Source organism: Amycolatopsis eburnea (assembly GCF_003937945.1).
GTDB lineage: Bacteria > Actinomycetota > Actinomycetes > Mycobacteriales > Pseudonocardiaceae > Amycolatopsis > Amycolatopsis eburnea.
In genome coordinates, this window is the sequence record NZ_RSEC01000055.1 from 91,410 (window position 1) to 104,758 (window position 13,349).

11 protein-coding genes are annotated in these 13,349 nt (G+C 72.3%); 3 read left to right on the plus strand and 8 right to left on the minus strand.

All coding sequences use genetic code 11. The annotated features are described in order from the left end of the window. Positions 1-23: 23 nt before the first annotated feature. Positions 24-1,415 carry a S28 family serine protease gene (locus EIY87_RS25060; protein ID WP_125312338.1) on the minus strand — a complete coding sequence of 464 codons (1,392 nt, stop codon included), beginning with the start codon at positions 1,413-1,415 and terminating at the stop codon, positions 24-26. Positions 1,416-1,714: 299 nt separating this feature from the next. Between EIY87_RS25060 and EIY87_RS25065 the strand changes: the two genes are divergently transcribed. Further along, on the plus strand, positions 1,715-2,215 hold the full coding sequence (locus EIY87_RS25065) for an SRPBCC family protein (RefSeq protein ID WP_125312339.1): 501 nt from the start codon (positions 1,715-1,717) through the stop codon (positions 2,213-2,215). On the opposite strand, the gene EIY87_RS25070 is transcribed toward EIY87_RS25065, so the two are convergent. From EIY87_RS25070 to EIY87_RS25085, 4 genes are read right to left on the minus strand one after another with little or no spacing between them, the layout of a single operon-like run. Then, on the minus strand, positions 2,212-2,952 hold the full coding sequence (locus EIY87_RS25070) for an enoyl-CoA hydratase/isomerase family protein (RefSeq protein ID WP_125312340.1): 741 nt from the start codon (positions 2,950-2,952) through the stop codon (positions 2,212-2,214). The two genes, EIY87_RS25065 and EIY87_RS25070, sit on opposite strands and share 4 nt — an antisense overlap. A gap of 18 nt (positions 2,953-2,970) precedes the next feature. Then, positions 2,971-3,441: a hypothetical protein gene (locus EIY87_RS25075; protein ID WP_125312341.1), complete on the minus strand. Its 471-nt coding sequence runs from the start codon at positions 3,439-3,441 to the stop codon at positions 2,971-2,973. A 27-nt stretch (positions 3,442-3,468) separates the two neighbouring features. Beyond that, complete coding sequence (locus EIY87_RS25080) at positions 3,469-4,392, minus strand: ABC transporter permease (RefSeq protein ID WP_191984257.1); 924 nt, start codon at positions 4,390-4,392, stop codon at positions 3,469-3,471. Beyond that, a complete protein-coding gene (locus EIY87_RS25085; RefSeq protein WP_125312343.1) occupies positions 4,389-7,247 on the minus strand; it encodes an alpha/beta fold hydrolase in 2,859 nt (952 codons plus the stop codon). Before EIY87_RS25085 ends, EIY87_RS25080 begins: the two co-directional genes overlap by 4 nt. A gap of 304 nt (positions 7,248-7,551) precedes the next feature. Between EIY87_RS25085 and EIY87_RS25090 the strand changes: the two genes are divergently transcribed. Next, complete coding sequence (locus EIY87_RS25090) at positions 7,552-8,514, plus strand: TerC family protein (RefSeq protein ID WP_125312344.1); 963 nt, start codon at positions 7,552-7,554, stop codon at positions 8,512-8,514. 40 nt (positions 8,515-8,554) lie between these two features. Beyond that, positions 8,555-10,495 (plus strand): S9 family peptidase, encoded by a 1,941-nt coding sequence (locus EIY87_RS25095; RefSeq protein ID WP_125312345.1) that lies wholly within the window; start codon positions 8,555-8,557, stop codon positions 10,493-10,495. 159 nt (positions 10,496-10,654) lie between these two features. On the opposite strand, the gene EIY87_RS25100 is transcribed toward EIY87_RS25095, so the two are convergent. From EIY87_RS25100 to EIY87_RS25110, 3 genes are all read right to left on the minus strand, one after another. Then, on the minus strand, positions 10,655-11,311 hold the full coding sequence (locus EIY87_RS25100) for an RES family NAD+ phosphorylase (RefSeq protein ID WP_086861703.1): 657 nt from the start codon (positions 11,309-11,311) through the stop codon (positions 10,655-10,657). Between the two features lie 51 nt (positions 11,312-11,362). Continuing rightward, on the minus strand, positions 11,363-11,944 hold the full coding sequence (locus tag EIY87_RS25105) for a MerR family transcriptional regulator (protein WP_125312346.1): 582 nt from the start codon (positions 11,942-11,944) through the stop codon (positions 11,363-11,365). Positions 11,945-12,285: 341 nt separating this feature from the next. Continuing rightward, positions 12,286-13,263 carry a LacI family DNA-binding transcriptional regulator gene (locus EIY87_RS25110; protein ID WP_125312347.1) on the minus strand — a complete coding sequence of 326 codons (978 nt, stop codon included), beginning with the start codon at positions 13,261-13,263 and terminating at the stop codon, positions 12,286-12,288. Between the last annotated feature and the right edge of the window lie 86 nt (positions 13,264-13,349).

Genomic DNA, 13,349 nt, shown 5'->3' on the forward strand with positions numbered 1-13,349 from the left:
GACTACGCCCGGCCCGGCGAAAGCTACAGCGGCGGCCGCTCCGCCAAGGTGAGGTCCGCGTCGAACTCGGGGAACCCGGCCGGCGCGCTGCGAGCCGTCAAAGCCGAAGCCGCCGGCAAGCCCGCCCAGCGGCGGATCGTCGCCGTCGCCGCCGCGGCTTCGGAGGCGGGCAACTGGGCGATCTTCGACCCGTGGTTGCCGCCCTGCACGTAGTACCGGTACGAGTCGCGGCTGCCGAAGCCCAGTTCGAACGGCTCCGCGCCCCACGGGTCGTTCGAGCCGTACACGAACAGCAGCCGGGAGCCGCGGGACTTCACCCAGAAGTCGATGTCCGGCATGGCCGGGTAGTCGAAACGGGGGAGGCGGATCGACGACGGGACGAACGTCTTCGGCTGGTCGGCGCCCGGGTAGCGCAGCAGGTCGCGGAGGTAGCCGTCGTAGGCCTCGGGGGAGCCCAGCTGGACCGCTGCCTGGTAGTAGTACGGGATGTACGGCGCCAGGTCCTGGTCGGAGTACGTGTTGAGGCTCTCCACCTTCTCGTACCAGGCGTAGACCTCCGCCGCGGGGGCGCCCGCCTTCGGGACCGTCGCGCAGTCCGCCTGCGTCTGGTACTGCCAGAACGCGAAGTACGAGTCGATCACCGAGATCTCGAGGGACTTGTCGGCCGAGCCGACGATCGAGAACGCCAACCCCCGCTGAGCCGCGTCGGCCGCGGCGATCGCGCCCAGTTCGTCGCGTCGTTTCAGCGCGTCTCGCTGGATCGCCTTCAACGCGTCGCGGCACGCCGGGTCGTTGCCGACGCGGGAAAGGAACCGGTTGTAGACGTCGACCGGGTCGATGACGTCGTTGGGGGCGACGTACGGGATCGTCGCGTCGACGTCGTCGGGGAAGAAGCGGCGGAAGTACGTCGCCGTCATGCCGCCCTTGCTGCCGCCGGTCGCCAGCCACTTGCCCGGGTAGATCGCCTTGAACGCCTGGACCGCGCGGTGCTCGTCCGCGGCGGCCTGCCAGATCGTCAGCTGCTTCGCCCAGTTCTCCGGCTCCGGCCGCGAAGGCGTGAAGTAGCGGTACTCCATGGACAGCTGGTTGCCGTCGACGATCTGGGTCGGCTCGGACCGGTTGGGGGAGCCGCTGACGTTGTAGCCGCTCGTGTACGCGACCGTCGGGGCGGTGAAGTCGCGGTGCAGCAGGGTGAACCGCTGCTGGAACGTGCCCGCGCCGGGGTGGCGGTGGTCGGCGGGCTGGGTGTAGGTGAGCTTGAAGAACCGGTAGCCCGCCGGTGCCGGGTCCTCCGACGTGATCGTCAGGCCCGGGATCTTCTGCAGCTCGGCCTTGATGTCCGGGGCCGCCGCGGCGGCCGGGGCCAGGCCCGCCATCGCCAGCAGGACCGCGCCTGCGGTGACCAGTCTGCGCATCGAGCACCCTCCCCGGCTCACGAACCCACTGAGACAGCCGGGGCTTCGCCCCGGGCCGGGGGCTCCGCCACCCGGACCCCCGCAAGACCTCCTGTGGGACCCTCACAGAACCGGCCGGGGTCGGCAATCGGCTGTCCGGGCGCAGCTTCGGTGAGGACCCGACTTTCGGCGGGTGCGGCCGGCGCCGGGTCGGCGTCCTCAACCGTGCGCGGTCGCGGGCACCGTGCGAGTTGTCCGCGTGATCGGCGCCACGTTACCGTCCGAAGCCGTAGGCACCGGCATCGAGCGAGGGGTCCGCCATGAAGGTTTCCGACTGTCCTACGACGCAGGTCGAAGTCCGCATCGACGCGTCACCGGACGAGGTCTGGTCCTGGTTGCTGGACGTCGACCTGCCCGCCCGGTTCTCGAACGAGTTCCAGGGCGGCGGCTGGGTCGAGGGGTCCGAGCCCGGCCTGGGCGCGCGGTTCCGCGGCCGCAACTCCCACCCGGTCGCCGGGGAGTGGGAGACGGTCTCGACGGTGACCGGCTACGAGCCGGGGCGGCTGTTCGCGTGGGCCGTGATGGACGTGACCAACCCCGCCGCGTCCTGGAAGTTCGAGCTCGTGCCGGACGGCGACGGCACGGTCCTGCGCCAGTGGGCTCAGATCGGCCCCGGCCCCTCCAACCTGACGACCATCATCGGCTCGATGCCCGAGCACGAGGACGAGATCGTCGCGATGCGCCTCGGCGAGCTGCAGGCCAACATGCAGAAGACCGTCGAAGGCATCAAGGCCCTTGCCGAAAGCGGCGTGCGCGCCTAACGCAGCACGCGGTCCACATAGGACTTGACGGCGGCCAGCGCCGCGGGCGACCGCCACAGCCGTTCGACCTCCGGGTCGTCGGAGTGGCGGTACTCGGCGATGCGCTCGTGGAAGGGCTGCCGGATCTGGGCCTTGGTGTGCGCGAACGCCTCGGCCGGCAGCTCGCCGAGCCGGGTCGCGACGGCCAGCGCGCGGTCGAGCACCCCGTCCGGCGGGGCCAGCTCGTCGACCAGGCCGCGGGCGAGCGCGTTCTCGCCGCCGTACGTCGAACCCGAGTACGTCAGGGACGGCAGCGGCGTGGTGCCGTAGGCGCAGCGCAGGATTTCCAGCGCGGCCAGCGGGAACGGCACGCCGACCAGCAGTTCGGTCACGCCGATGGTGCCGGCGCCGAGCACGCGGTGGTCGCACGCCGCGGCGAGCACGGCACCGCCGGCGATGGCGTGCCCGTTCAGCGCGGCGACGACCGGACGCGGGCAGCCGAACACCGCCAGCAGCGCGTCCGACAGCAGCGGGAGGAACCGCGACACGTACGAGGCGCCGCCGTCGTCGACCCGCTTGAGGTCGACGCCCGCGGAGAAGACGCGCCCGGTGCCGGTGAGCACCACCGCGCGGGCCTGTTCGACCTCCTCCAGCCGCAGCACGAGCTCGCGGCACGAGTCCGTGTCGAGGGTGTTGCCGCCGCCGTGGTCGATCCGCAGCACGGCGATGTCCTGGTGGCTCTCCAGCGTGATCGGCACGGGGCCGACCGTAACGGCTCAGGTTTGGTCGCTCAACCGGACAACGCCGAAGTGTTCGCGGCGCGCCAGCTCGGCGACTTCGTCCAGGGTCGGCAGCCGGCCGGCGGGGAACCGCAGCCCGATCTCCCGCCCGGCCCGGCGCAGGCCCAGCTCGGTGATCCGGGTGAGGTAGGTCCGCGCGACGGCCGCCTCGTCCTCGACGAGCAGGCCGCGCATCGGCGTGGTCCGGCCCGCGTACGTCACCGCGACGTCGGCGCCGCCGCGGAAGTTCGCGCGCCAGCCCGCGGGCGTCAGCGCGTAGAGGCCTTCGGCGTCGCGGTGCGCGGTCACCGGCACGCGGTAGGCCCGCCCGGTCCGGCGGCCGGCGAACGCGAGCAGCATGAACTCGCGGACGCCGCGGCCGAGCGGGCTGGGCAGGACCCGCCGCAGCACCGCGTTGAGCGTCTTCACCAGCGGCGCGGGCGGCTGGTGCCATTCCACGGTGGACATTTCCGCAGCGTACGCCCGTTGCGGGCGTCAGCTGGTGATGTCTTTTTGAGCGAACCGCCGCCCGGCGTAGAGGAAGAACACCGTCCCGTAGATCACCGCCGACAGCAGGCCGCTCGCCAGGTTGGTCCAGTCGACGTCGGTCGAGATCAGGTCCATCCACGAGAACGCGTAGTGCGTCGGCAGGTAGTTCCGGAGCCCCTCCAGCGCCGTGATCTGGTCCAGGATCTGCGACAGGATCGCCACCAGCACCGCCCCGCCGACCGCGCCGAGCGGGGCGTCGGTCGACACGCTCAGCGCGAGTGCCAGCCCGGCCACCCAGGCCAGCTGCAGGATGATGTACACAGTGGACAGTGCGATGGCCAGCAGGCTGTCGCCGAACGAAACCGCGTCGCCCGTCGGGCTGATCGCGTCGCCCGCGCCGTACCAGAGCACGCCGACGCCGAGCGACACCAGCGGCAGCAGCACCAGCGCGAACGCCGAAAGCAGGCCGGACACGATCGCCTTCTGCCGCAGCACCCGCTGCCGCGGCACCGGCACGGCCAGCAGGTACTTCAGGCTCGACCACGACGCCTCGCTCGCGATCGTGTCGCCGAAGAACAGCGCCACGATCATCGGCAGCAGGAACGTCCCGGACACGAACAGCGCCAGCACCACGAAGTTCGGCGCCGACGCCGTGGCCAGGTCGACGAACCCGCCGCTGCGCCGGTTCGGGTTCGACTGCCCCAGCTCGAACGCGATCACCAGGATGAACGGCAGGATCGCGACGAACCCGAGCAGGAACTGCGTGCGCCGCCGCTTGAGCTGGCGCCGCAGTTCGACGCCGAGCCGCAGCGTCCGGCGCGCCGAGTAGCCCTCGACGGCGCCGTCCGGCCCGACGCCGGCGTGTTCGGCCGAAGCGACGTCGCTCAGTTCGTCGAGCGCGTGCGGATCGGTGTGCACACCCTCGCTCATGATTCTTCTCCGACCAGTTGCAGGAACGCGTCTTCCAGCCGGCGCCGGGGCCCGGCCTGCTCCACCGCGACGCCGGCGCGCACCAGCACCGCCACGGCCTCGGCGCGCGGCAGCCCGTCGAGATCGGCGTGCACGAGGTCACCCTCGACGTCCACCGAAGTGACTCCGTCCGCCTTGAGCGCCGCGGCGGCCGCCGCCGGGTCGTCGACCCGGAACGTCGCCTCGCCACCGGCCGCCGCCAGCTCGCCGACCTCGCCCGAGGCGACCAGCGAACCGCGGTGCATCACCACGACGTGCGTGCAGGTCTGCTCGACCTCGGCCAGCAGGTGGCTGGACACCACCACGGTGCGGCCGGTCGCGGCGTACCGCTTCAGCACCTCGCGCATCTGGTGGATCTGGGGCGGGTCGAGCCCGTTGGTCGGTTCGTCGAGCACCATCAGCTCCGGCAGGCCGAGCATCGCCTGCGCGATCGCCAGCCGCTGCCGCATGCCCTGGCTGTAGGTCCGCACCCGGCGTTCGACGGCCGAGCCCAGCCCGGCGATCTCCAGCGCCTCCGCGAAGTGCGCCTTCTCGACCGGACGGCCGGTCGACGCCCAGTACAGCTCCAGGTTCTCCCGGCCGGACAGGTGCGGCAGGAACCCGGACCCCTCGACGAACGAGCCGATCCGGGACAGGACCGGCGCGCCCCCGGTGATCTTGTGCCCGAACACGCGGATGGTGCCCGCGGTCGGCGTGATCAGGCCCATCAGCATCCGCAGCGTGGTCGTCTTGCCCGCGCCGTTCGGCCCGAGCAGGCCGAGCACCTGGCCCGGCTCGACGCGGAACGAGAGGTCCTTCACCGCGACGAACCCGCCCGCGTACTGCTTGCGCAGCCCCTCGATGACCAGCGGGGTCTTCGCCAGCTCCGGGTCGAAATCGGTGGCCCGGCGCCGCCGCAGCGCCGCGAAGAGCACCGCGGCCAAGCCGATCGCCAGCGTCACGCCGATGCCTGCCAGCTGCCCGACCGGGGCCGGCGAGCCGACCGACGCGCCGGGCACGACCGGCACGGCCAGCGCGGTCCCGCTCGCCAGGGCGATCCGGAAGACCGCGGGCGAGGCCGGCGCGGCGAACGCCTGGTCGGTGGTGCCGACGACGAGCCGCAGCGAGTGCCCGCCCTCGATCGGCCGGACGATGCCGGGCAGCGTCACGGTGACGTCGACCGGCGTGCCGTCGGCGGGCAGCCCGCTGACCCGGAACGGCGCGATCGCGTTCGCGGGCAGCACCCGCGAGCCGTCCTGGCCGACGTCGTAGAGCTTCGCGAACAGCACCGCCTCGGGCTGCGGGTGCGCGGGGTCCGCGGCGACCTGCAGCCGCACGGTCGACGAGCCGCTGACGACGACCTGGCCGTCCACCGGCGCGGTCGTGAACTGCGCGGCCTGGCCCGGCGGGTCGTTGCTGAACAGCGCGCCCAGCCGCGAGGAACTGCTCGCGACGCCGTTGAGACCGGGGATCCCGCTCACCGCCGCCGGGTTCGCCCCGGCCGGGCGCACCACCGGCTGCGCGGGACCGGACAGGGCCAGCAGCCGCCGCTCGGTCGCCGGGCCGGTCAGACCGGGGTAGGCGGCGGCGTTGACCGTGCGGACCGACGGGGTCCCGTTGGCGCGCAACGTGCCCTGGACGTCGTAGCTGAAGCCGGTGCCCGGGTCGCCGCCGTTCACCGCGGTCCACAGGAAGTCGCCGATCTTGGCGCGCAGCTGCGGGCCGGGCTTGCCGCCGTCGTGGCCGCCGGTGTACCAGATCGTCTTGACCTTGCCGCCCGCCGCGGTGATCTGCCGGGCGCTGGCGTCGGACTGGTCGAGGCCGAACAGCGTGTCGCTCTCACCCTGCACCAGCAGCGTCGGGATGGTGATCTTGCCGGTCACGGACACGGGGGAGACGCGGCGCAGCAGGTCGACGCTCGCCTGGCTCGCCTGCCCGGTGGTACCCAGCTCGGTGTAGGCGCGGCAGACGGCGGCGGTGAAGCGGCCGCACGGGTCGGCCGGCCCGCTCTGGCGGCCGCCACCCGCACCCTGGGGCGCGGCGGGGACCGCGGCCGCCGTGCCGGCCGCGCCGGTGGTGCCCGTGTCGGTCTCCTGGCCCGCTTCCGGGGCTTCGGCCGACGGCGACCCGCTCGACGCGGCGCCGGAGCCCGCCGAGAAGAAGATGCCGGCCCAGCTCTTCTTGAACACGCCGTCGGTCGCGAACGCGCCGGCCGACGGGGTGCCCGATGCCGGGAGCGCGGGCGTCGCCGCGTTCGGGACCAGGCCCTGCGCGAGGTCGTTGTAGGTGATCACCGGCGCGATCGCGTCGACGCGCTTGTCCGTGCCGGCCAGCAGCAGCGCCAGCGCGCCGCCGTAGGACGCGCCGGTGACGGCGACCTTCGGGTCACCGTCCGGATCGGTGCTCACCTGGTGCTGCGCGACCAGCCGGTCGATCAGCCGGCTCGCGTCGGCGACCTCGCCGTCCGGGTCGTTGAGCCCGATCTTGCCGGTGCTCTTGCCGAACCCGCGCGCGGACCACGTCATCACGACGAAGCCCTTCCGCGCGAGCTCGCGGGCGTCGTCGGCGACGCTGTTCTTGTCCCCGCCGAAGCCGTGCGCGAGCAGCACCGCGGGTGCGGGCACGGTGGCGGGCAGGTAGGTGGTCGTGTCGATCTTCACCCGCTCCGCCGAGCCGGGGGCGGCGGGCAGGTCGATCAGCGCGTCCTGCGTGGGCACCGGCGCGGGCGCGGCCGGCCGCGTGATCCAGAAGACCGCGCCGGCGGCCAGGACCACGACGACGGCGGCGAGCGCGGTGAGGCGGGCTCCGCGGGTGCGCGGGAGCGGGAGTCGGGGCACGAGGAGAACTTATTTGAGGTTTGCTGAGAGTGTCCCGCCCGGCTCACAGCGATCACACGCCCGGGACCACCTGGTGGACCGAAGTGACCGAAATTACAGGACCAACCCGGTGACGTGCGGCGTTCCGGCTGGCGTTCGGGCGGGGGTAACCGGCAGACTGGAACGGCTGTGAGGGGAGTATTCCTTCGCGGCGGTGTCGTCAGCACGGTGGCCCTGCGCCCCCGGCACCGTCGGCCGGTGTTTTCACCGGCGGGAGAGACCTCCGGTTAGTTGCTCATGCGCACTATCCGGAGGTTCTGGTTCCATGACTGTCCCCCTGTGGCTGTGGATCGCCACGATCGGTGGCCTGCTCGCGCTCATCGCGCTCGACCTGGTCATCGTCGATCGCAAGCCGCACGAAGTGACCACGGGGGAAGCCGCTCGCTGGGTGATCTTCTACATCTCGTGCGCGGTGCTCTTCGGGGCGGGCGTGTGGTTCTTCGCCGGGCACGAGCCGGGCGTCGAGTTCTTCACCGGGTACATCACCGAATACTCGCTGAGCGTCGACAACCTGTTCATCTTCATGATCATCATGGCGTCGTTCAAGGTGCCCGCCATCCACCAGCACCGCGTGCTGCTGGTCGGCATCCTGCTCGCGCTGGGCTTCCGCAGCGTCTTCATCGCCATCGGCGCCGCGCTCATCGAGCAGTTCGTCTGGGTCTTCTTCCTCTTCGGCGCGGTGCTGATCTGGACCGCGGTCAGCATGCTGCGCGGCAAGGGCGAGGAAGAGGAGTACCACGAGAACGCCGTCACCCGGCAGGTCCGCAAGATCGCCCCGGTGACCGACGACTACCACGGCCACCACTACACGGTGAAGCTGAACGGCAGGCGGATGATCACCCCGATGCTGCTGGTGATCGTGGCCATCGGCTCCGCGGACCTGCTGTTCGCGGTCGACTCGATCCCGGCGATCTTCGGCATCACGCAGGAGGCGTTCCTCGTCTTCACCGCCAACGCGTTCGCGCTGATGGGCCTGCGGCAGCTGTACTTCCTGCTCGGCGGCCTGGTGACGAAGCTGGTCTACCTCAGCTACGGCCTCGCGGTGATCCTCGCCTTCATCGGCGCGAAGCTGTTCCTGCACGCGCTGCACGAGTACCACGTCGTGCCGGACTGGCTGGACATCAACAACTGGGTGTCCCTCGGGGTCATCATCGTGGTGCTGTCCGTGACCACGGTGGCCAGCCTGGCGAAGGCCCGGCGCGACGAGCGGCGCGAGGTAGCCGCGTAAGTCGTTCGCAGCGCTAAAGATTTCCGGTACGGTCGGGGGCGTGCGCCCTGCCGACATCGAAGACCTCGTCGTCCCCGGCCGTCCCGCCCTGCGCGGAAACCTGCTGCTCACCGCGGTGAGCAAACCCGATCTGGAGGCGAACGCCTCGCGCAGCTCGCTGCGGCGGGTGTCGCTCGACGGCGGCGAATCCGCGTGGACGCACGGTCCGCGCGACTCCGCCCCGGCGATCTCGCCCGACGGGCGCTGGGTGGCGTTCCTCCGCGCGGGGGAGGGCAAGGGCGCCGACGGCAGCCCGCAGCTGCACGTGATGCCGTCCGACGGCGGCGAGGCGCGGCGGCTGACGTCGCTGCACCTCGGGGCGGGCGAGCCGGTGTGGGCGCCGGACTCGCGGCGGATCGCGTTCACCGCCCGGGTGCCCGAGGCCGGGCGCTACGGGACCGAGGACGCCGATGGCGACACCCCGGAGCCGGCCGCCGAGGCCCCGCGCCGGATCACGCGCATGGATTACCGGCTCGACGACGTCGGCTTCGTGCGCGACCGCGTGCAGCGGCTGTTCGTCGTCGACGCGGCCGAGCCCGCGGAGTCACCCGAGCCGCTGACCGGCGCCGGGTTCGACGCGAGCCACCCGGTCTGGACGCCCGACGGCACGCGCGTCGTCTTCACCGCGCCGCCGGAGTGGGGCGCGGCCGAGAGCGACTTCCGCGACGTCTGCGCGATCTCCGCCGAGGGCGGCGAGCCCGAGGTCGTCGTGCGCGGCGACGGGTACTCCGAGCGCCCGGCGTTCGGCGCCGACGGCACGTTGTTCTACTTCGGACAGTCCTTTGCGGAGCATCGCGAGGCGGCGATGACCGGGCTGTACGCCGCGAAGCCCGAGTTCGGCGCCGGCCCGGTGAAGGCCCGCCGGCTGACCGACATCGAGACGGTGGACTGCGAAACCTCGGCGGGCGCCCCGGTCCCGCGCGGCGCCGACGTGCTCGTGGCCGTCCGCAACCGCGGCGCTGTGGAGCTGCGCGCGGTGCCGGCCGACGCCGCCGACGCGCCGCTGGCCGACCTGGCGGTGGTCTACGCCGGCCGCACGGCGCTGCGGTCGTTCGCGCTCGACGGCCCGGTGCTGGCCGCGGTGATCGCGACGCCGTCGACCGCCGGCGAGGTCGTGCTCCTCGGCGACGGCGAGCCGCGCGAGCTGACCGACTACTCGAAGCCGTTGCGGGACAAGGGCATCCGGCCGATGATCGAGCTGGAGACGACCGCGCCGGACGGCTACCCGGTGCACGGCTGGCTGGTGCTGCCCGAGGGCGAGGGCCCGCACCCGGTGCTGCGCGTGATCCACGGCGGCCCGTTCACCCAGCAGGAGTGGGCGGTGTTCGACGAGGCCCAGGTGTACGCGGCGGCGGGCTACGCGGTGGTCGTCGGCAACCCCCGCGGCTCGGCGGGCTACGGCCAGACGCACGGCCACGCGATCACGCACGGCTTCGGCACGGTCGACGTCGACGACGTCCTGGCCCTGCTCGACAAGGCACTGGAGCGCCCGGACCTGGACGCCTCCCGCGTCGGCGTGATGGGCGGGTCGTACGGCGGCTTCATGACGAGCTGGCTGGCCGCCCACCACGGCGAGCGGTTCAAGGCGGCGTGGAGCGAGCGCGCGGTCAACGCGTGGGACTCGATGGTCGGCAGCTCGGACATCGGCTACTTCTTCGTGGACGCGTACATCGGGCCCGATCCGGAGGTGCAGCGCGACCGGTCGCCGCTGTCGTACGCCTCGCAGATCGGGATCCCGTTCGCGGTGGTGCATTCGGAGCAGGACTGGCGCTGCCCGCTGGAGCAGGCGGAGCGGATGTTCGTGGCGCTGCGGCGCGCCGGCGCGCCGGCGGAGATGCTGCTGTTCCCGGGTGAGGGGCACGAGCTGACCCGCTCGGGCCGCCCGCGGCACCGGGTGCAGCGCTTCGAGGCGGTCCTGGAGTGGTGGGCCCGGCACCTGTAGTGCGCGGGCTGGGCACGCCGAAGCCGAGGTGCCGCTGGTGGCGTCGCGGAATGTCATGAAAGGGTCGTTCACCTCGCCAGACGACATGAACGACCCTTTCATGACATCGCGGATGGCCGGATCTGCCGTGCTGCGTGACTTTGCCGGGCCCCTGGAGAGTCAGTTCAGCAGCGTGTAGTTCAGCTCTTCGCAGACCCGGCCCAGCGGGACGTCCAGTCCCGGGTGGTCCAGGGGGAGCAGCACGTCCGGCGCGATCGGCAGGGCCGCGCCCGCCGGCGGGTCCCACAGGCAGATCGCCGGGTCGCCGGAGTCCATCGAGGAGCGGTACCAGAGGCCGTCGAGGTCGCTGAACGCGCCGCGGATCGCGCGGGCCCACGCCTGCGTGAGCTTCTTCGGGCCGCTCGAGATCTCCTGGGACGCGCCGACCCGCGTCGGCCAGAGGCCGGTCAGGTCGAGCAGGCGCAGCGTGCGCGTCGGGCGGACGACGACCAGGCGGGGGCCGCGCGTGCGGCGGTCGACCGTCGAGCTGGTCTGGAAGACCTCGGCGATCGACGTGCGGACCGTGAGGCCGAAGTAGAGGACCCCGTTCGCGGGGTCGGTGACCGGCGCGCCGCCGCGGCCGGGCGGCTGCTGGTCGAACCGGCCGTGCGGGAGCGGGCCGGTGTAGCGGAACGAATTCCACTGCTGGGGGTGGTTGCCGTGCGCCGTGAAAATCCGCACCAGCCTGGTCGCGGGCTGGACCGTCACCACGTCGTCGGCGCGGTTCAGCTGCCGGACCAGGACGGATCGGGCGGGCGGCAGCGGTAGCCGGGCCATGGGTCGGGGGTGGTCCGTCCTTGTCGGTGATCTTGCTCGGGGAGGTCCAGCCTAGAGTGGCGTGCCGAGCGTGGCGATGAGGCGGGCGACGTGGTCCGGATCACCCCCGGACAAGAGCCACTGGCGCGGGGTCGCCGCGTGGTCGTTGATCACCAGGTCCGGTTGCGGTGTGCTCATGAATGCGGCGACGACGAGCGCGGGCTGGTCCTCGGGCAAGGCCTTCAGTACGACCTCGAGGCCGGGCAGCACGCCTGAGCCGGCGAACTGCCAGGCGGGGAGCTTCCAGCCGCCGTCCTTCCAGCCGGTCAGCCTGCCTTCCTTGAGGCGGTGCCGGATCCGGCTGTCGTCGACGCCGAGGGCTTTCGCGGCCTCGTTGACGCTCAGCGCTCCCTCGGCGAGCACGGCGTGGGCGGCGACGGTCCGGGCCCGGAAGTCCGGTTCGTCCTCCCGCCGCGGCGAGAGGTCGAGGCCGACGTCGGTCAGCGCGGCGCGCTGGTCGGCCGAGAAGTAGTGCGAAGGATCCGGGTTCGGTGGGGACAGTCTGCGCGCCGCGTCTTCGACGAGCGTGAGGAACTCGTGCGCGTCGACTTTCAGGCCCGCCTTGGCGAGGATGTTCTCCAGCGCTACAGACATAGGACTCAGGCTAACCCGAAACAGTGCGCATGTGCGGGTTCGTGCGGTTTCTTGCCCTATCTGTGGGTGAATTCACCAGAGATCGACACTTACCGCACATCAGGCAACACGTTGAGTAGGCAACTGTCGGTCAGTCTGACCGCATCGGGCGAGCTTGTCCAGACCCGCCGCGTCTTGACACTCCGGACTCGCGGCCCTACGTTCCGTGTGAGTAAACGATTTCCGCTCCGTGCTCACGGGATCCGGCGGTTTCCGCGCCGGTCATGGGGGACACAGGGGGTGGGGCGTGCCTGGGGGCCCGGCACGAGCCGGCCCCCTGGGCACGTCGCTCTCCCCGCCGGTCAGCGGCGGGAGCTCTTCCGTTCGATCAGCCGGGCTTCGAGCGTGGTCGTGGTCGCGTCGCGGCCGCTGTCGGCGATCCGGGCCAGCAGGAGCTGCGCGGCCACCCGCCCGACCTCGTACGCCGGCTGCGCGACCACCGTGAGCGGCGGGTCGACCAGCGTCGTCCACGGCGCGTCGTCGAACGAGACGATGCCGACGTCCCGCCCGGGGCGCAGGCCGCGCGCCGCCAGCGCTTCGAGCACGCCGATCGCCATGGTGCTGTTCGCGACGAGCAGCGCGTCCGGCGGCGACGGCTCGTCGAGCAGTTCGAGCGCGGCCAGCCGGGCGCCCTCGGCGCGGTACTCCGCCCGCCGGGACAGGACGTTCGCTTCGCCGACGACGTCGCCGTACCCGGCGAGGCGGTCGTCGGCGGTGCGGACCCCGGCGGGCCCGGTCAGGCACCCGACCCGCCGGTACCCACCGGCGAGCAGGTGCCGCGTGGCTTCGGCGGCGGCGTGGCGCGTGTCGACGAGCACCTGGTCGCCCGCGGCGGCGGGCAGCGGCCGGTCCACCGCCACCAGCGGCGTGCCCTGGCGGCGCAGGCCTTCGACGTTCGTCGACCGCCCGGTGGGGGACAGCACCACCCCGGCGACGCGCTCCTGCAGCGCGACCTCGATGTAGCGCCGTTCCTTGTCTTCGTTCTCGTCGGAGTTGCAGAGCACGACCGAGTAGCCGGACCGCTGCGCGAGGTCCTCGACACCGCGCGCGATGGCGGTGAAGAAGGGGTTCTCGACGTCGGAGATGATCAGCGCGAGCACGGCGGTCTCCTGCCGCCGCAGGTTCCGCGCCAGCCCGTTCGGGTGGTACCCGAGCTCGGCGGCCGCCTCCTGCACCCGCGCGGCCAGCGTGGGGTCCACAGTGGACTTCCCGTTGAGCGCGCGCGACACGGTCGCCGTGGAGACACCGGCCCTGGCGGCGACGTCGCTGATGGTGGCCACACGCCCTCCCTGATCACTCGTCGAGGGGGAGGATAGCGCTCCCGGTAGTGGTTAACCGTCCGCTTACCTTGCGGGGTGAACGCCCC

Excerpts from the sequence above, each read along its gene's own strand:
- EIY87_RS25060 (WP_125312338.1), bottom strand. The coding sequence starts at position 1,415 with ATGCGCAGACTGGTCACCGCAGGCGCGGTCCTGCTGGCGATGGCGGGC.
- EIY87_RS25065 (WP_125312339.1), top strand. The coding sequence starts at position 1,715 with ATGAAGGTTTCCGACTGTCCTACGACGCAGGTCGAAGTCCGCATCGAC.
- EIY87_RS25075 (WP_125312341.1), bottom strand. The coding sequence starts at position 3,441 with ATGTCCACCGTGGAATGGCACCAGCCGCCCGCGCCGCTGGTGAAGACG.
- EIY87_RS25080 (WP_191984257.1), bottom strand. The coding sequence starts at position 4,392 with ATGAGCGAGGGTGTGCACACCGATCCGCACGCGCTCGACGAACTGAGC.
- EIY87_RS25090 (WP_125312344.1), top strand. The coding sequence starts at position 7,552 with ATGACTGTCCCCCTGTGGCTGTGGATCGCCACGATCGGTGGCCTGCTC.
- EIY87_RS25100 (WP_086861703.1), bottom strand. The coding sequence starts at position 11,311 with ATGGCCCGGCTACCGCTGCCGCCCGCCCGATCCGTCCTGGTCCGGCAG.
- EIY87_RS25105 (WP_125312346.1), bottom strand. The coding sequence starts at position 11,944 with ATGTCTGTAGCGCTGGAGAACATCCTCGCCAAGGCGGGCCTGAAAGTC.